Origin of the sequence: Paenibacillus sp. FSL R5-0923, from assembly GCF_038009145.1 — a bacterium.
Classification (GTDB): Bacteria; Bacillota; Bacilli; order Paenibacillales; family Paenibacillaceae; genus Paenibacillus_AQ.
This window is the reverse complement of sequence record NZ_JBBPAT010000001.1, coordinates 4,561,459-4,578,867: the sequence shown is the minus strand read 5'-3', so window position 1 is coordinate 4,578,867 and position 17,409 is coordinate 4,561,459. Positions and strand designations below refer to the sequence as shown.

The following is a 17,409-nucleotide window of genomic DNA, read 5'->3' as shown; positions in this document are numbered from 1 at the left end:
CTTGAACATTTCTTTTGTTGAATTACTTGCACAATCCTTGGTGATTCACAATCTACATACTGGCAGTAAAGCTCAATGTTACTATACATCGGATTTGTTGGTTTTCCGTTCATTACCGGAATCTCGTGATCCGAGTATATCCGGCGTCGAAGACTTGTCTACCGCTTCTAGCACTTGACGAGGCGTTTTAGTACCTGCTATGATTTCTTGAATATCTTTCCTAGATTTGAGAAAGCAGGGCCAGCAACGCCCCAATTATTAACAAGGTACATGACATTGCCGCCTTGAAAGCTTCTTGAAGTAACCCCGTTCAAAAAAAGAGGAACCTCCTTTATTATCGACCCGTTGAATTACAAGCGATAGCGGATACATGAAGGATGTAATCTCAAATCTCATACATTAAAAGAGACAGTATTGAGGAGTATTCGTATGGAACATAAATTAACCTTAATTAATGTTTTTGCCGGCATAAATTCAGAGGAAGCAGTCTTTGAAGAGCTTCCTGCAGAATGCATAAGCGATAAAATATTCAAATTATGTGCATCTCCTGGGCTGGCTCTAGGGCTTGCGAAAGGAGATACAATAAAACTCCATCCCAATGGAGAGTTTGAATTAATAAAACATGGTGGAAATTTCTGCATTCAAATTTACAAAGAGGAGCTTGTTAAAGAAAAGATAGAGACAGCTGAATCTATAGTCAAACGAGAGCTTTCCGGTTCTTTAGATGGATTTCATTATGGCTCGCTTGCCTTCACCGCGCCCATCAGGAATGGATTTCATGCCACCAATAAGGTTTTCAATATAATTAGAGATTTATTAGAATCGGAGTACTATTACTCTAATATTTACGAATATCCATATAACTTTGACGATGAAGAGTTAGTTAGCTGGGCTAGAGATCTGGATTAATCGCTTCAAAATATCAGTTCTCCGGCATCATACACTACCTTTGGGCCACATTTTTCAATATGATCTCCAATCCTGAGTCAAAAAAATAACGCGTAATCATAATATACCCAAAAGCTCAAGAGTTGCAGGAGGCAGATATGGTAGATGAAAGGCATCTTGTTTATTTCAAAGAACTCCTGGAAGGAAATGCTGAAATTTCTTTTAAGGCATACCTTTCAAATAATGAAGATTCTTTGCGCAAGCAATTTTCTCCAGCGAGATTTGCAAGACTGAAGTTCAACTCAATTGATGAAATAATAAAGATTCTTGACGAAGAGAATGTATCCTACAGCATTAATGATCATGCCGTAAGAAACGAAAAATATTTAGCAACCTTTCATCTGGATGCCTTGAATGAACAAGGTAGGCTTAAGGAAGGATTCAAAGACACCCTATTCAATGGAACTGTTCACAACTTTAAAACCAAGGGGGAAGAAGCAGTCTTAACCCTCTATAAATACATCGAATACCCTAAAAAAATCAATAACAAAAAAAATATAGAAAAACTCCAAGACATCGAATGTTTCGCCGAATTGGAATTATCCTTAGGGGATGAAAGTCTTGGCTTATTTTTACTAAAGGCTCTAGCCTCTATTGAGCGTCAGCTTTCCGAAGTAGATGATATTGTCCTTAAAGCTCAAGAAGCAGTCATGAAGCACCATTCATCGAAAAGAGATTAATAACTTCTTAATTGGAGAGATTTGCCCTTTCAATTACTGAAATGGCAGGCCGCGAACGATGAAGGAGGACAATGATACCAGCCCAAATTCTAAACCAAAAAACCAATATTGAAAAAAGGTGATGGATGTGCAAATCAATAAAGAGTCATGCCGAGGGATCATTCTGGAATTCGACATTAGGAGAACAATTATTCTCAATTTATATATTAAAGAATGGTCTATGCCAGAATATAGAGTCATAATGACAAAACCGGAGATTGGCGTATATATTGAGTTATATTATTTTCCCTCAATTGACGTTAATATTCCTGCAAGATTCGCAACAGTCGGCCTATCTAATTCCATTCGGAAAACTGGAAAACCTATTGAGAATGAATGGATGATAGCTTTAAAACCCGATTTGGGACAAGAAAACATTGATCGCATATTCTCATATTTCTGTGACATAATTGCCCATAATATTGAACATATCCAATCTTCGGAAGTACCACGAGTAATGACTGAGAGCGCACTCGCACCTGAAAATTGGACTACAAAAGCCCTCTTGATTGATGAACTAAGAGGAGAAAGTGAGGATTTAGAACAAATAAAAATAGGTGAAGAAATAATTAATGTCTTGTGGGTAGTACCAATTACCCCCAAAGAATCGCGTATAATTTTACAAGAAGGCATAGATGCTTTTGATGCTTACATAGATAATCATTACTATTCCATAATTGATCCCACTCGTCCTGATTAATAAGAGCAGTTCAATATCATTCGCACTAAACCAACCATATCCCCACAGATGGGACCTTGGCTCGCGAACCACGTTGTGGAAATTCAAACCATGTCTACGGTGGTGCCAGAAAGTCCAAATGACACTGTGAAGCGCTTGCTCGGCTAGGGCATTATTTTCCTTGAACAGGGGTAATGGTTCTAGAGTATGACAGCGGAATTCTTGGATGAGAGTACAGGATTACTGATGTACAAGGTAGAAGACAACTGAAAGTAGAACAAAAGAGTGAATTCCTTCCAAAAGCGCCGCAAGGCGTTTTTCATTGTGCAGTTTGTCTTAGAAATCCGATATGATACTATAAGCTTAATGTGCCGAAAACGTATAAAAGAGAGGGATACATATATGACCAACAAACTATACTACAATTCTACATACCTTACTGATTGGAAGACCTGTATTACTGAAAATATAGAACGTGAAGATGGACTCTATGTTATTTTGGAGGAGACCGCTTTTTATCCGCATGGCGGTGGGCAACCTTGTGATTTAGGGACTATTGGGGATATCCCGGTACTTGATGTAATCAGTGAGGAAGATCTTGTCCTGCATAAGCTGGAACGTCTGCCTGATGATTTATCCGTCACTTGTCAAATCGATTGGAAGAGAAGATTTGATCATATGCAGCAGCATAGTGGACAACACTTGCTCTCAGCCATCTGTCTCGATTTGTACCAGTTTATGACTCTAAGCTTTCATTTGGGTGAGTATTATTGCACCATTGATATAGAAGCGCCAGAACTGTCGCCTAAACAACTTCATTCCATAGAGTGGGAGGTTAATCGGCAGATTTACCAGAACCATAGTATCCTGAGCTATTTTGTAACGGGGGAAGAGGCTTCACAGCTTAAATTGGTCAAACAACCTAAAGTGACGGAAAATATCCGGATTGTAGAAATTAAAGATGTTGAATATAACGCTTGCGGTGGTACGCATGTATCTTCAACAGGTGAGATTGGTATAATTAAGCTTCTGAAAGCGGAGAAACAAAAAGGCAATACGCGGATCTATTTTAAATGTGGATACCGTGCTTTGGAGGAATTTAATAGCAGTCTGCAAATTGTTGGAGCTCTATCTTCCAAGTTCAATACGGGAAAAGATGAAATTATCGATCGCATTGAAAAATGGGAGAATGAACAAAAGCAGCTGCAAGCTGAAATTACCCTACTTAAAGAGAAGAATGATGATTATGTCGTACAGGAGCTTTTAGCACAGCAAGAAGGAAAGCTGATCTCAAAAGTGTTCGAGGATAAATCGCTGAAAGATTTACAAAGTTTAGCTAACAAGCTTACCGCGAAATGCGATGTTCCGGTTTTATTGGCTAGTTCTACTGAGAATAAGGTTGTATTTGCACAGAATGGCAGCGCGGAGATCTCCTGTGGAGCTTTTTTCAAAGAGCACCTTAGTGCCTACAATGGAAAAGGCGGAGGCAGTGATAAACTAGCGCAAGCAGGATTCCCGACATGGGGAGATACCTTGGCGTTTTATGAGTTTGCTAGAAGTTAAGATTACTTTATAAAAGACAGAAGACCTGACTGCGGTAGTCTACCGTGGATCAGGTCTTTTTTATACGTAAAACGGAAACAAGAAACTTTTTCCAAATTCTATCGTCTAATTACATATGACTATAGAGTCAAGGGAGACGAAAAGAAATGAATAAATGGAAGGTAACGCTAGGAATCTTGACTGTTTTGATTTTAAGTACGGGGTATGGATCGGTATCAGCCCAAGCAGAAAACCAAATTCAATTCAATTATAAAGAAATCGGAATCAGCAGTAAACAGGTGATCACGGAGAATACAACTTTTGTACCCCTGAAATCACTCGCAGATGCTATGGGGTATACATTATCTTGGGATCAACCGTCCAAAACGGCCAAACTGGTTCGTCCTGAGCGTGAGGTTATCTTCACGGCTGGTACTGTAAAGTCAAAAGTGAACGAGGCCGTGGTGACTTTAACAAAATCCCCACGTATTATAAAAGGCTCGGTGTACGTGCCATTGATCTCAGCGGTCAGTCTACTTGGAGGTAAAGCGGGGCTTAATAAAACGGATGGGGTTATCCAAATTATAGATGAAGCTAGATTGGTTTCTGCTTCTGTAGATGGAAGATCCTATTGGATATCTCAAAAAAACGGCGATTTGTATTACCGTGCAACGGAAACTGGGAAACCAGTAATTATTGGTCGACTATCTTTTAAGGAATCTGCGTACAACTACGCTTTTGAGATTGAAAAAGTGGGCAATGGTACGGACTTACTCCAGTTAACGGACAATCATTATGCCATGTTCACCGATTTCAATAGCAGCTATCAAGTATTGGTCAAAGCGGGCACTATTCTCAAGCAAATGGACTATCATTACAATAACTCGGCTTATATCCATGCACCACAAGTGCCTTCCACTCAGGTGTATATGACCGATGGGAAGAACGTTCAATATATTACTAAGGGTGGCGGTTTGGGCAAGTTATTTGAGATGGAAAAGTTAACAGGAGCAACCGGAGATTTCATAGTGGAGTATGCTGCGGAAGACGTTGTGCTCGTTCGTTTATTAGATACGACACACTTATATTTAGTTTATAGCAACACCGGTGAAATCATCAATCTCTATGAAAAACTAATTACTAGTGAGGATCGTAAGGAATGGGATAGAGTAAATGATGGCAGAGATCCATATGTATTGACCAGAATGTTAGTGTTGAAGAGTCGCAAAGGGAATGTAATGACATTCACCTATACTCCAATCCTTGAGGAAAAAGCAAAAACAGTGACATTTACACTTCAATCCAAATAATTTCAATCACTTTTATGTAATAAGCAAAAAGAGAGCGATGCTTAAAATCGCTCTTTTTTGCATTTTGGATTATTTCATCATCATCGTACTTCCACCCTTAATCTGAACAGGTTGATCATTTACGGATACCCAAACATCAATAGCTGAGTTGTTACGGATGACCGTTTTGTCAGCACTCATCTTCAGTGAATATAGCGCAGCAACATAATCATAAATCTCTATATTGGTAGCGTACCAAATATCCGAATGTCCACCTGCTTGTTGGCAAAAGGATTCGATAAGCTCCCAATTGTTCTGCTGTGCAAATTCATAACTATGACCCCAAACATAACAGAGTCTCAGTTTTTGGGATGGCCCTTCCATTGTAAATCGCTCCCATACGAGATGCAGATCTTCTATATGATGACATGTTGGATGCCACTCCATGAAATTCAAAGGCATATCAAACTGTTTGGTAGAATGGACAGTTCGGCTGTATTCAATCCCAACAGACTGTAGAGGAGCAATGATTTCCTGAGAGTATGTACCGTATGGATAGGACATGCCTCGTACCGGATAATCCACTAGTTTCTCCAGTCGCTTACGGTCTTCGAACAGCTCATCAATCACCATAGGTAAAGGTAGACGCTCTAGATGTGGATGGGTAACGGAATGGGCAGATACCTCATGGTTTCTGAGCGAATGTTTAACATCAGCAGATGATAAGAATCCGGGTGCGTTTATCATTGCGCTATTTAAATGGAAAGTACCTTTAATCCCATATTGATCAAAAATCTCCGCTAAGCGAATATCGTGTTTCTGTCCGTCATCATAGCTCATGGTGAGCGCCTTGGGCAATCCGCCCGGGAATAAGTTAAATTGAAGTTTCATGAATGTACACTCCTGTTCGTTTGGTCATTTCGAAAATTACCTCTTCCAATTATAAACATTAAACGTTATAATCGGTTTCCACGTCTAAACAATGAAAGTGTTTACAGAATGGAATACACTTATAAGGAGAGATGCTGCCTGCCTGACTTTCTCTATGTTGTAAAACTATTATATGTGAAAGACAGAAGAAACTCACTTTTATATTTTATCACTAACTTACTGAGTGCCCCAATCCTTTTTGGAGAATTATTCACAACGAAATATGTGGTTGACCTCATTCAGAACTTCAATCCTAACACCTACCAACATATCTTGTTATTAGTAAGTTTGCTTATGGTAATGTTATATCTCGCGGGCCTTAATAGTTCTCTTCGAGCCATTGCTATCACCAATTTAACATCCACCAGTATATATGAACTGGAACATACCATTTTGGAAAAGACTTCTAAATTATCCACGGCACTTTTGGAGGACCCCGCTACAAAAACTAAAAGAGAAAAAGCAAAACGACTTTCCTTGATTGATCTGTTAGACCAATGGACAGGTGTGACAGTTCACCTAATAACATTAGTTGTGTTAATGGTTGTCTTATCTGTTTATGGCTTCTATATTCTGGTTTTGATTATTTTAGGGGTGCAGATTCTACAGCTTTATCTTATGAAGCGAATGTCACAGAAAGTAGAGTCCATTTCAGCGAATCAAACCTCCTCTGTGCGAATGATCAACTATTTAGTCGATTTGTTGATCAACAGAAATTCCATTCCGGAAATAAGAATGTACAGAATGTCCTCCTATTTGTTTTCCTCAATGAAAGAGAGCTTTACGAATAACTTCAAACAAATGCACCGTAAGGTTATTTATTCTGAAACCCTCAACTTCTCCCAACGCTTAATCATGATCTTATTAAATGGGACTACGATTGCCATTCTAGCGATTACGATCGGAAGTAGCGGACAGAGTGCTGGGCTTTTTGTGTTATTACTTCAGATATCCAGTCAATTATTTATCGTTATTCCTGCATTAACAAGAGTTTACGCTGACTTAGCGAAGAGTCGTTTACGGTACGAGGATTATACGTCTTATTTAGATTTGGAAGAGCAGGTGCTTAGAGATCAGGAGGTGAATTCCAATAGGAACACCGATCCGATGAAGGTCCAAGTTCATCAGCTGTTTTTTAGATATCCTACCAACGCTAAGAATACCCTGAGTAATGTAAACATGACTATTCATCCAGGTGAACGAATTGCTTTTGTAGGTGAGAATGGCTCGGGTAAATCTACGCTTGTTAAGTTGATCTTAGGGTTGTATCCTGCAACAGCTGGAAACATCCAGTGGTTTAAAGGTGAGAATGAAGTCTTAGCGCTTAACGTGACACAGGATACCAGAGTTGTTTTTCAGGATTTCATTAAGTTACAAAGACCAATTAGAGAAAACATTGCATTAGGTAATATGGCTACTATTCATGACGATTCAAGATTATTAGCCGCGATGAAAAAAGCAGAAGCCGATAATTATGGTGTTCGATTGGATACTTTAGTAGGTCCTCAGTTTGGAGGGATAGATTTGTCTGGGGGACAATGGCAAAGACTAGCGATTGCTCGAGCCTATCTCAATGACGGCGCTCTTATGATTTTTGATGAGCCGACTGCTGCCCTGGATCCTTATGCGGAACAACAGGCGTTCGATACCTTTATGAAATTAGGAGATCAGCGGACCTCCATTATTGTGACTCATCGGCTGTATATGTCCAAATTCGTCGATAGAATTTTTCTAGTTGAGCAAGGAGAAATCGTGGAAAGTGGAACGCATGAAGAATTAATGAGGGTGGATGGTAAATACAAAAAGATGTTTAATCGCCAGTCCTCTTTATATGTATAAGAAAGGAGAAATCCATGCTGAAGTCTGACATCACTAATCTTGTAATGATACTCGTGAGAATGTTTAGAAAAAGTCCGATGATCTCAACAATCACTATCATAGTCCCTATAATCAGTGGTTTATTAACTTTTTATTCTTACGCTGTCCAAGTGAATATCATTAACGGTGTGGCTCGCGGTGTTATGACGCTGTTCCCTATTCTATGGTTTGTTGTGATTCATGGCGTACAAGCTTGTTCATTAAGCATAACCAACATGATGAAGAATCGAATGAATGCGGAACTAACCCTCGCTTTTCAATCCGAATTGATAGATATTGCAAACCGGGTTGATTTTGAGGATTTTGATGATGAAGAGTTTGGAAATAAACTGCAAAGAGCTAAAAAGGTAGTTGGAGAAGATTTAGAGGGGATTACAGGTTTTTTGGTATCGAGTGTAGGAATTATCTCAGGACTAATAAGCATCATCTGGTTGTCGGCGACAAGTGGTTATTTCTTGGTCACATTCGTGGTAACACTTATGATCGTGACTACCTTATGCATTCGATTATTTACGGAAATCAAAGTGAGAAGAACAGGAAGAGAGCTCACCTTCGATGGAAGAATGGGAGACTATCTTGCTAACACTTTGGAAGATCCTAATGCGATTCGAGAAATGCGAATTTATAACTCCATCTCTTATTTTACAAATCTCTGGGCAATGCTTATGAAGAAGCAGCATAATAAAAGATTTAGTGCCAGAAAATTCGAGATCAAAACAGGGATGGTCGTGGCTATGGTCCAGACGAGTGCTATCTTTGTAGTTCTAGTGTACCTGTTAAACAAAATGGGGGAGTCTAATACAGTTACAATTGGAACAATTTCGGTGTTATTTCTGGCGCTGTTATCGAGTGGTGGTAAAATTATGAGTTTGACCTGGCCGTTAAGCAAGCTTTACATCAGCAGTAGCAAATTATATGACTTAAATGAAGTACTTACATATAAGAACAGGGATTTTCGCAAAAATAACATAAATAATTCGACTGATTCTATGCTCCCAATTACCGTTTCAAATGTCTATTTTAAATACGCCAAATCGAACAAGAATGTCTTATCTAACATCAATATGACCATAAAGCCGGGTGAGAAAATAGCGATCGTCGGAGAGAATGGAGCAGGAAAATCTACGTTGATTAAAATGTTATTAGGTCAATACAGACCAAGCTCCGGAACGATTTGCTGGAGGGATCATTTAGAACCTCACGGAAAGGTGTCCGTCGTATTCCAGAATGCTGTAAAGTTTGAACTGACACTAAGAGAAAATATCCTATTGGGCGATGCGAATACACCTTCAGATGATGCTAAAATACTTAGGGTTCTAGAACAATGTGAGCTGATAGATTTGCTCCATGAATTAGGCGGATTAGATGTGAATTTGGGACAATTAGTAGAAGGAAGCAGGCAGTTATCAGGGGGACAGTGGCAAAAGCTGGCGATTGCGCGCGCGTTATACAATGATGCGGAGCTTATAGTATTCGATGAACCTACTTCTGCGATTGACCCAAATGCCGAGATGGAGATCTATACGAAATTATTAGAAATCTGCCAAGATAAAGCAGCTATTTTTATTTCACATCGCTTGGGTTGGGCGAAGAATGTTGATACGATCTATGTTATGTATCATGGAGAAATTGCTGAAGTAGGAGACCATCAAGACTTAGTACATCACAATGGGATTTATGCAAACATGTACGCTTTACAATCCTCTTGGTATAAGTAGCTTATTAGATGTGATTGCGGTTGATATAAGATGGCATATTCTCCTTAACTATACTCATGAGGTTTACTAAAAAAATCCACAACAAATTTTTGAAATTGTATAGCCGCTTGTGATAAAAAGTATTTTCTGCTCCAAGCGATGCCAAAAGTGCGCTGACAAAACGGATCGGTTATTTTCAATTGAACGATTTCTGTGTTTTTACTTCTCCTGCTTAAGGCTAAAGGGAGAGTAAAGGTGATACCCAGCCCCATCTCAACTAAGGTTTGAACGGCACTTACTTCTTCGAGCTCGAAAGCAATTAGCGGTTCAAATCCAGCTTGACGGCAAAATGCATCTGTAATTTCACGGAAATTAGATCTAGAAGACAAAGAAATGAAATTCTCACCAGCAGCTTCAATCAAAGAAATACTTTCGCGATTGGCAAAACGATGATTCTTAGGCACACTTAAACATAATTCCTCTTCTGCTAAGGTAAACCATTCGATGTCTGGTCCGGTAACAGGTGTCGAAGATATGCAAAAATCGATCACTGCACTCTCCAGATCGTTTCTCATTTCTAATGCTGAGCCAAGCTGACGCTGAATGATCCGAACGTGCGGGTGAAGGGTAAGAAACTCTTTTAGTAAAGTGGGCAATACATACGGTAGTGTTACTGCTATAGATATTACTCCATGTTCAAGTCCGGCCATATCCGTGAGCTCATGCTGACCTTCATCCAGTTCCAGAAATGCTTGCTCCACACGACGAAGATATATTTTTCCGAATTCGTTCAATTTTAAATTTCTGCCTTGGCGTTCAAATAAGGGAACACCTAAGGTTTTCTCTAAACGTTGGATGGAATTGCTAAGTGAGGGTTGAGATACATTTAATTCTTTGGCGGCATTAGTCATGTGCTCAAGACGAGCAACTACACGGAAATATTGAAGCTGAAGGAATTCCATAACATTGACCTCTCTTTTTTCATAACTCTAATGTGATATATCCATCATATAATTTGTATTTTACTTAATTAATTTTCGGTCCTATACTATTGTAACATATAAAAAGATATAGGTAGGATGGAGAGAGTCTGCTGTGATTAGAGAGAAGATATGGACCCGGAATTTTATTGTTGTTTGTTTGAGTAGTTTTTTTATGTTTCTGACCTTTTACATTCTGGCGACTGCATTCCCGTTATACGTGAAGGAAAGCTTGCACGGGAATCAGCAGCAAATGGGGTTAGCCATTACCATCTATGTCCTCGGAGGTGTATTGATCCGTCCTTTTTCAGGACAATGGGTTGATAAATTCGGTAAAAAGAAAATGGCGGTTATTGGGCTGGTCTTATTTCTACTCGCCTGTATAGGATACTTCGGAGCTAATGGAATTGTATTGTTTCTGGTGATTCGTTTCATTCACGGTATGAGTTATGCGGTTGCCTCGACAGCGACAAGTACAATAGCTTCCACGTTAATCCCTTTCTCACGCCAAGGAGAAGGTATCGGTTATTTCAGTATGTTTATGAGCATTGCGATGGTCATTGGACCAGCTTTGGGTCTTTTTCTATGGAAAGATGAGAACATTCATGTATTGCTGTTAGGTGTATGTGTGATTGCTGCGTTTTCGCTGTTATTCACATTAGGCGTTCGTATGCCCAAAGAAGAGAAGGATAAGGTTAAAGAAGCCGTTAAGGAACCTGTGAAGATCCGAAAGGGTCTTCGCTGGAGTGACGTCATTGAACCCAAAGCACTGCCCATCTCGCTTGTCGGATTTACGCTTGCGTTCTCCTATAGTTCTTTATCTGGTTTTATCGCGTCTTTTACAAAAGAAATTAACCAATCACAGCTTACCGGTTATTTTTTTGTGGCCTTTGCGATTATGATTGTGCTGTTTCGACCGCTAATTGGTAAAGTGTTCGATAAATATAATGAACATATTCTCATTTATCCCGGAATTCTGATCTTCGCTGTAGGTCTGCTTAGCTTAAGTCAAGCTAAATCCGGATTCATGCTGATGTTCTCAGGCATCATTATGGGGGTTGGGTATGGCGCACTTATGCCATGCTTTCAGACGCTTGCACTTAAATTAGCCGATAAAGAACGTAGAGGAAGCGCCAATGGAACCTTTTTCTTGTTATTTGATTTGGGGTATGGAGCGGGTTCTTATATTATGGGTGTAGTTGCTTCTTATACAGATTACCGTATGATGTACGAAGTTGCAGGGTTCGTGACGCTTATCTCAGTTGCTGTATACTATTTGCTTCATCACCTTCCTCAATCTAAGCTTCGCGTTCAAAAATCTAAAGCTGACGTTGCATAAATGTATACGTTCAGCTGTATGATATAATTGTTGAAAAAAAGGCATGGGGAGAACAATATGACAACAATCATTGATAAAATCGCCTGGATTCATATCGAGAATGGACAAGTCTTATGTGCGCGTTCCAAAGGGAAAGATATGTATTATTTACCTGGAGGAAAAAGAGAACCCGGAGAAACAGACGAAGAGACACTCGTGCGCGAAATCGAGGAAGAGATTTCTGTTCAGATCAAGAAAGAGACTGTCTCTTATTTTGGAACGTTTGAGGCAGAAGCTCATGGGAAAGCAGAGGGTGTTACAGTCAAAATGACCTGTTATATTGCGGATTATGAAGGGACATTAACGCCAGCGTCCGAAATCGAGGAATTATCTTGGTTAAGCTATAAGGATCGGGATCGCGTGTCTGTTGTTACCCAAATTATTTTTGATCAATTGTATGAGAAGAATTTGCTCTCATAATCAACTATATACAGCATTTGAAGTCCGTTTTAAGCCAGCAAGTTGGCTTGAGACGGTCTTTTTATTTCTATGAGCCAAAGGTGATTGTTGGGCGTTAGCAACGTTTCTTCTCATTAAGGACAGATGTCCTTTTTTAAACCCCCGATATGCTATTTAATATGGAAGAGATCGAAGTTGAGGAGAGAGAGAAATGAGAGGAATTATATTTGCATTTTTAGCGGGGGCTTGTATTACGCTACAGGGCGTGTCAAATGCTCGAATTAGTCAAGATATCGGGACTTGGCAGGCGGCTACAATTACACAATTAACAGGGTTCATCATGTCCGTTCTCATTCTTTTGTTCGTTAGAGATGGGAAAAGGGGAGGCTTTAAGCAAGTAAAACCCTTATATTTGATCGGTGGCGCTTTTGCGGCTGTTATTATTTTCAGTGAAGTAACGGCCATTCAGCAAATTGGTGTTACGTTTACGATATCCTCATTGTTGATTGCTCAGCTATGTCTGACGTTCTTAATTGATATTAAAGGCTGGTTTGGAATGGAAAAGAGAAAAATGAGACTGCCGCAGTTCATCGGCATCGGGTTGATGATCGTTGGTGTAGTGATACTGAAATTCTAATGGCCTTGCGTAAAGTCGATAAATGGAGGAGTTAAGTTATGATTATTGGTTTGATATTAGCGCTTATCGCGGGATCACTAGTGAGTCTGCAAAATATATTTAATACAAAAGTTAATGAAAAGGTTGGATCTTGGGCCACGACAACTTTAGTGTTAGGGATGGGATTCCTAGCTTCATTTATCATGAGTCTTATCGTTGAAGGAAACCGTATATTTACTTTGAGAAATATGGAGCCTTGGTATTGGATCAGTGGTTTGATCGGGGTTGGGGTAGTAATATGCCTTGTGCAAGGAACTAAGCGGTTGGGCCCTACGTATGCGATTTCGATCGTATTAATCTCTCAGCTTGGGTTTGCACTGCTCTGGGATTCACTAGGCTGGTTAGGGCTTGAAAAGGTTCCTTTTACTTGGAAGCAGTTGGTCGGAGTGATTGTTATTGTTGGAGGTATTCTCGTGTTTAAGCTAGGTGGTGAACGGGAGACGCAGAAGGCGGCTTAATTTATGCTCAGTCGCATGTCTGTCAAAATAGAAGTGATGGCAGTCACACGAGGATGGAAGCAAATCAAATTATACTTTGGGAAAGTAATAGCTCGATTATAAATAAGGAGTAGATCATCCTATGTTCATACAATTGAACTCCCAAACTATTGAAAAGTTAGAAAAAAGCCTTGGTGAACGACCAGGATATTTTAAATTATTCTTCGATACAGAGGGCTGTGGTTGTAATGGCGTGATCGTAATTCAGGTCATTAGTGAACCTCATGCTACAGATATTGAAGTTCAGAAAGAACCTTTTACTTTTTTTGTTGACCGGCAACAGGAGTCTTTATTTGATGAACAGATGCGACTTGAAGCAGATGAGAATTACCCGTCATTCCGATTAAGTAGTGATTCGAGTCTGTTAGGAAGTAATATTCGTGTAAAAGATATTCGTTAGGCAGGTTGGAGCAGTTGAATGCAGAGTGTGTAGAATGGCTGATGAAGCGATTCTACACATTTTTTTTATTTTTTTTCGAGCATTAATATTGTAGACTATGTCACAACGTGATATAGTCACGTTAAGACATATTTAAATGCGACGTATAAATAAAGGGAGCTGGGCATGTTGAACCCTGAGAAAGTATTGAAGAAATACGTACCCATGACTGAAACAGCATTCTATATTCTTTTATCCTTAGATGAACCACGTCATGGATATGGAATAGTGAAGCATGTAGAGAAAATCACGAAAGCACGTCTTTTGTTAGGTTCAGGTACAGTTTATGGCACGTTAACGAAGATGCAAAAAGATGGGATGATTACTGTTTTTGCTGATGAAGAGAGAAAAACAGTTTACGAAAGAACAGACATAGGGATGCTAATTCTTGCTACGGAGATTAATAGACTTAAAGAGCTACATGAGAATGCTACAAAATATGGAGGTGACATAGATGATTATCAAAATATTTAGACCCCTTTGGAGTTATGATGTTCAGAAAACTGAAGAATGGTTAGCTTCTATGGCCCAAAAAGGCTACGAACTTATCCGAATCAACCGTTTAACTAGATATTTTTACTTTCAGCAGGGCGAACCGAAAGCAGCAAACTATCGAATCGTATTCGATAAAGTTCCCAACCAATCCCTCTCTAAGGGTCTATTAAATTTCGGATGGACGAAGGTGTTACAGAGCGGCAAATGGGTTGTGACGATGAATCGGCTGCCTTTAGAACAGATTAGAGCTCTCCCTGATCGAGAGGGAATCGTAAAGCATAACAAGAAGATCATGTATGTTTTTATGGGGATATTGATTTATTTAATGGTTGCATTACTCAATGTAATTTTAATAAGTACGATAGCATTGAGTATTTCCAAGTCTGGTCATTTTAATGTCTTCAACGGACCTTTTGGTTTTATTCCCGCTACTGCATTAGGGCTTAGCATTATCTTATGCATTTTCACCGTATATTCGCTGATCACATTAAACAAGACGAACCAAAGATTAACAGGGGAATTCATACAACCAAACAAGCAAAATGGTCAGGGGACATCCCCTCTGAAAGACAGGCTAAGTAAGAATGAAGAGAAGCGTTTGAAAAGTTCAGGTCAACTTGTTTTGAAGTGGAAGATTGGATGGATGTATTCGCCGGATCGGCTTGAAGAGTGGCTAGAGGGAATGGAAGAAAAGGGATATAATCTGTACAGCGTTGGCAAAACAGGAACTGCCTTTTATTTTAAAAAAGGGAAGCCTCGTAAGATGTGTTATTGTGCGGACTTACAAAATACTGCTGATACCAATTACTTCAACATTCATATGGATTCTGGCTGGATATGTCTGTATCATTCGAGTTCATGGAGTCAGAAATGGGTTTTATGGGGCCAAGAATATGTAGCAGGTAAAGCCAAACCGCAAATATACAGCGATAAGTTAAATCAGTTGAAACTAGCTAGACGTATAGCTTTAACGTATTCTGCTATGTTCTTACCCCTCACTATTTTATATATGTATATCATTGGTTTAAATGTAAGATTATCGACTTATTCTAACCTGGATCGATTGCAGATCATAAATATGATCTTGTACGCCATCTTAATTCTAATGTTTGGATCATATGTTAGTCGGACTTGGCTATATTACAACCGACTTCGTAAACATCATCAATAATATCGTGGAGGTGAATGATGCAACAGAACATTTATGACAACCCTGAGTTTTTCCAAATGTATAAGAACTTAAGGGAGTCAAGAATTACATACAATGACTTTATTGAACAACCTGCAATAAGAGGGTTACTTCCAGACCTACAGGATTTAAATGTTCTCGATCTGGGTTGTGGTTTTGGAGAACAGGCGAACTATATGATTGATAACCATGCATCAAAGGTAACAGGTGTAGATATATCAGAGAAGATGTTAGCTATGGCAAGGAAACGACCAGAGATCCATTATATACAGGGCTCTATGGAAGAAATCGAATTCAGAGCATCCTGTTGTTTTATCAAATAAGATTCAAAGTGGGTGGGTTAAAGATTCCAATCATAATATCCTACATTGGCCTATTGATAATTATGGAGAAGAAGGTTTCAGATCACAGTTTTGGGGAATCGATGGTGTCATAAAATACCACAGAAAACTTTCAACATTACTTAATACTTTGATCCAAAATGGACTGACTGTTGAAGAAATTGTTGAACCTGAATCCAACCTTGAGGGTCTTGAGAAGATGCCCAAATTAATAAATGAAAGAAGGAGACCTTCATTTTTAATAATTAAGGCTAGAAAAACAGTTATACGTGGACAGTAATTTTCAGTTATGAATGAACTTTACCAACCGATGAAGGACGATTACTTTATACTTATGTATACAGCATTTTGCAATGATAATAAGGGGAGTGTTTGTATGCATGAAATACCTCATGAGGATTACTATAAAGTGAAGCCACTACTTCATGGAGAGCATATCCATCCCGAAATTCTCTCTGTGATTGAAGGCAATAATCCTGGTTGGATCTTTGTCGATCAACTTACAGCACCAAAGAGTGCGTTAGTATGGAGTCAGGGGATTGAAGGGTTTTATCTTATTGGCGATCACACCAATCAAGCCTTTATCCATGCACTGGACAGTTATGTAACAGATCATATTGTACCTAGAATGAAGGAACTCGGGATGGAACATTTCGAAGTTTCTGGTCAACATGATGAATGGAATCTGGAATTGATGTTTCCTTCTAGGAAGCTATATCCTTTTGAACAGATGGTGTTCAAGTTACTTCACAAGCCGCCTAAGACGCTGACTAATGGGATTAGAACTATAAATCTTAAAATGCTGGATTGGGAGAACTCAGATCTAAAGAATATAGAATTTGTACATGAAAATATTGATTTATTCTGGTCATCGAAAGAAGACTTTGCCGAAAAAGGCTACGGATATGCTGCAGTTGAGGGATCTGAAATTATGGGGGTGTGCTATTCTAGTTTTGTTACACAGGATACTCACGCAATCGGAATTGAAACCCTTCCTAAATATCAGAAACAAGGAGTGGGGACACATTTAGCAACGCTAGTTGTTGAAGATGTGCTCGCCAATGGCTTTATTCCTTACTGGGATTGTTCACTAGATAATGAAGCTTCGAAAAAATCGGCACTACGACTAGGGTTTCAACAGATACATCAATATAAGTGTGGTGCTTTTGCAATATAATCCTTTTAGAGACGTCTATTCCATGGAGTAGACGTTTTTATTATATTTACCGTGGAGTTGTAAATACTTTAATATGAATTGTAATTTGGTATAACTCTGTAATTATGAGAGAATGATCATCGGAACGAATGGAACGATTGAATATATTATAAGGTT

The 17,409-nt window shown here is 39.1% G+C and carries 18 protein-coding genes; 16 read left to right on the top strand and 2 right to left on the bottom strand.

The annotated features are described in order from the left end of the window. The first annotated feature begins 429 nt into the window (after window positions 1-429). The 5 genes from MKX35_RS20330 to MKX35_RS20305 all read left to right on the top strand — a co-directional run bounded on the left by MKX35_RS20330 (window position 430) and on the right by MKX35_RS20305 (window position 5,198). Entirely contained in the window at window positions 430-909 is a 480-nt protein-coding gene (locus MKX35_RS20330; RefSeq protein WP_076298975.1) for a DUF4265 domain-containing protein, read from the top strand. A gap of 137 nt (window positions 910-1,046) precedes the next feature. Further along, window positions 1,047-1,628, top strand: a complete 582-nt coding sequence (locus MKX35_RS20325; RefSeq protein ID WP_076298976.1) for a hypothetical protein — start codon at window positions 1,047-1,049, stop codon at window positions 1,626-1,628. A 121-nt stretch (window positions 1,629-1,749) separates the two neighbouring features. Next, window positions 1,750-2,367, top strand: a complete 618-nt coding sequence (locus MKX35_RS20320) for a suppressor of fused domain protein (RefSeq protein ID WP_341044414.1) — start codon at window positions 1,750-1,752, stop codon at window positions 2,365-2,367. A 381-nt stretch (window positions 2,368-2,748) separates the two neighbouring features. After that, window positions 2,749-3,909 (top strand): alanyl-tRNA editing protein, encoded by a 1,161-nt coding sequence (locus MKX35_RS20310; protein ID WP_076298978.1) that lies wholly within the window; start codon window positions 2,749-2,751, stop codon window positions 3,907-3,909. Window positions 3,910-4,055: 146 nt separating this feature from the next. Next, window positions 4,056-5,198 carry a copper amine oxidase N-terminal domain-containing protein gene (locus MKX35_RS20305; RefSeq protein ID WP_076298979.1) on the top strand — a complete coding sequence of 381 codons (1,143 nt, stop codon included), beginning with the start codon at window positions 4,056-4,058 and terminating at the stop codon, window positions 5,196-5,198. A gap of 69 nt (window positions 5,199-5,267) precedes the next feature. On the opposite strand, the gene MKX35_RS20300 is transcribed toward MKX35_RS20305, so the two are convergent. Beyond that, window positions 5,268-6,068 (bottom strand): polysaccharide deacetylase family protein, encoded by an 801-nt coding sequence (locus MKX35_RS20300; protein WP_076298980.1) that lies wholly within the window; start codon window positions 6,066-6,068, stop codon window positions 5,268-5,270. Window positions 6,069-6,584: 516 nt separating this feature from the next. On the opposite strand from MKX35_RS20300, the gene MKX35_RS20295 reads away from it, so the two are divergent. Continuing rightward, complete coding sequence (locus tag MKX35_RS20295) at window positions 6,585-7,946, top strand: ABC transporter ATP-binding protein (protein WP_341044413.1); 1,362 nt, start codon at window positions 6,585-6,587, stop codon at window positions 7,944-7,946. A gap of 14 nt (window positions 7,947-7,960) precedes the next feature. Continuing rightward, window positions 7,961-9,703, top strand: a complete 1,743-nt coding sequence (locus tag MKX35_RS20290; RefSeq protein WP_076298982.1) for an ATP-binding cassette domain-containing protein — start codon at window positions 7,961-7,963, stop codon at window positions 9,701-9,703. Between the two features lie 44 nt (window positions 9,704-9,747). On the opposite strand, the gene MKX35_RS20285 is transcribed toward MKX35_RS20290, so the two are convergent. Further along, window positions 9,748-10,644, bottom strand: coding sequence for a LysR family transcriptional regulator (locus MKX35_RS20285; protein WP_076298983.1), 897 nt, complete (start codon window positions 10,642-10,644; stop codon window positions 9,748-9,750). A gap of 178 nt (window positions 10,645-10,822) precedes the next feature. Here MKX35_RS20285 and MKX35_RS20280 point away from each other — a divergent pair, with 178 nt between their 5' ends. From MKX35_RS20280 to MKX35_RS20240, 9 genes are all read left to right on the top strand, one after another. Then, window positions 10,823-12,001, top strand: a complete 1,179-nt coding sequence (locus MKX35_RS20280) for an MFS transporter (RefSeq protein ID WP_143759373.1) — start codon at window positions 10,823-10,825, stop codon at window positions 11,999-12,001. A gap of 57 nt (window positions 12,002-12,058) precedes the next feature. Continuing rightward, window positions 12,059-12,460, top strand: a complete 402-nt coding sequence (locus MKX35_RS20275) for an NUDIX hydrolase (protein WP_076298984.1) — start codon at window positions 12,059-12,061, stop codon at window positions 12,458-12,460. Between the two features lie 190 nt (window positions 12,461-12,650). After that, window positions 12,651-13,076, top strand: a complete 426-nt coding sequence (locus MKX35_RS20270; protein WP_076298985.1) for a DMT family transporter — start codon at window positions 12,651-12,653, stop codon at window positions 13,074-13,076. Between the two features lie 38 nt (window positions 13,077-13,114). After that, window positions 13,115-13,573, top strand: a complete 459-nt coding sequence (locus tag MKX35_RS20265; protein WP_076298986.1) for a DMT family transporter — start codon at window positions 13,115-13,117, stop codon at window positions 13,571-13,573. Between the two features lie 121 nt (window positions 13,574-13,694). Then, window positions 13,695-14,012 carry an iron-sulfur cluster biosynthesis family protein gene (locus MKX35_RS20260; RefSeq protein ID WP_042187998.1) on the top strand — a complete coding sequence of 106 codons (318 nt, stop codon included), beginning with the start codon at window positions 13,695-13,697 and terminating at the stop codon, window positions 14,010-14,012. A gap of 165 nt (window positions 14,013-14,177) precedes the next feature. Further along, window positions 14,178-14,525 (top strand): PadR family transcriptional regulator, encoded by a 348-nt coding sequence (locus MKX35_RS20255; RefSeq protein ID WP_371916540.1) that lies wholly within the window; start codon window positions 14,178-14,180, stop codon window positions 14,523-14,525. Beyond that, the gene (locus MKX35_RS20250) at window positions 14,506-15,717 is read left to right on the top strand and encodes a DUF2812 domain-containing protein (RefSeq protein ID WP_076298987.1); all 1,212 of its coding nucleotides are present in this window, start codon (window positions 14,506-14,508) and stop codon (window positions 15,715-15,717) included. The genes MKX35_RS20255 and MKX35_RS20250 overlap by 20 nt, the downstream gene beginning before the upstream one ends. 14 nt (window positions 15,718-15,731) lie before the next feature. Then, window positions 15,732-16,058 (top strand): class I SAM-dependent methyltransferase, encoded by a 327-nt coding sequence (locus tag MKX35_RS20245; protein WP_256716262.1) that lies wholly within the window; start codon window positions 15,732-15,734, stop codon window positions 16,056-16,058. Window positions 16,059-16,452: 394 nt separating this feature from the next. Further along, window positions 16,453-17,253, top strand: a complete 801-nt coding sequence (locus MKX35_RS20240) for a GNAT family N-acetyltransferase (RefSeq protein ID WP_076298988.1) — start codon at window positions 16,453-16,455, stop codon at window positions 17,251-17,253. The last annotated feature ends 156 nt before the right edge of the window (window positions 17,254-17,409 follow it).

Excerpts from the sequence above, each read along its gene's own strand:
- MKX35_RS20330 (WP_076298975.1), top strand. The coding sequence starts at position 430 with ATGGAACATAAATTAACCTTAATTAATGTTTTTGCCGGCATAAATTCA.
- MKX35_RS20325 (WP_076298976.1), top strand. The coding sequence starts at position 1,047 with ATGGTAGATGAAAGGCATCTTGTTTATTTCAAAGAACTCCTGGAAGGA.
- MKX35_RS20320 (WP_341044414.1), top strand. The coding sequence starts at position 1,750 with ATGGATGTGCAAATCAATAAAGAGTCATGCCGAGGGATCATTCTGGAA.
- MKX35_RS20310 (WP_076298978.1), top strand. The coding sequence starts at position 2,749 with ATGACCAACAAACTATACTACAATTCTACATACCTTACTGATTGGAAG.
- MKX35_RS20305 (WP_076298979.1), top strand. The coding sequence starts at position 4,056 with ATGAATAAATGGAAGGTAACGCTAGGAATCTTGACTGTTTTGATTTTA.
- MKX35_RS20300 (WP_076298980.1), bottom strand. The coding sequence starts at position 6,068 with ATGAAACTTCAATTTAACTTATTCCCGGGCGGATTGCCCAAGGCGCTC.
- MKX35_RS20290 (WP_076298982.1), top strand. The coding sequence starts at position 7,961 with ATGCTGAAGTCTGACATCACTAATCTTGTAATGATACTCGTGAGAATG.
- MKX35_RS20285 (WP_076298983.1), bottom strand. The coding sequence starts at position 10,644 with ATGGAATTCCTTCAGCTTCAATATTTCCGTGTAGTTGCTCGTCTTGAG.
- MKX35_RS20275 (WP_076298984.1), top strand. The coding sequence starts at position 12,059 with ATGACAACAATCATTGATAAAATCGCCTGGATTCATATCGAGAATGGA.
- MKX35_RS20270 (WP_076298985.1), top strand. The coding sequence starts at position 12,651 with ATGAGAGGAATTATATTTGCATTTTTAGCGGGGGCTTGTATTACGCTA.
- MKX35_RS20265 (WP_076298986.1), top strand. The coding sequence starts at position 13,115 with ATGATTATTGGTTTGATATTAGCGCTTATCGCGGGATCACTAGTGAGT.
- MKX35_RS20260 (WP_042187998.1), top strand. The coding sequence starts at position 13,695 with ATGTTCATACAATTGAACTCCCAAACTATTGAAAAGTTAGAAAAAAGC.
- MKX35_RS20255 (WP_371916540.1), top strand. The coding sequence starts at position 14,178 with ATGTTGAACCCTGAGAAAGTATTGAAGAAATACGTACCCATGACTGAA.
- MKX35_RS20250 (WP_076298987.1), top strand. The coding sequence starts at position 14,506 with ATGATTATCAAAATATTTAGACCCCTTTGGAGTTATGATGTTCAGAAA.
- MKX35_RS20245 (WP_256716262.1), top strand. The coding sequence starts at position 15,732 with ATGATGCAACAGAACATTTATGACAACCCTGAGTTTTTCCAAATGTAT.
- MKX35_RS20240 (WP_076298988.1), top strand. The coding sequence starts at position 16,453 with ATGCATGAAATACCTCATGAGGATTACTATAAAGTGAAGCCACTACTT.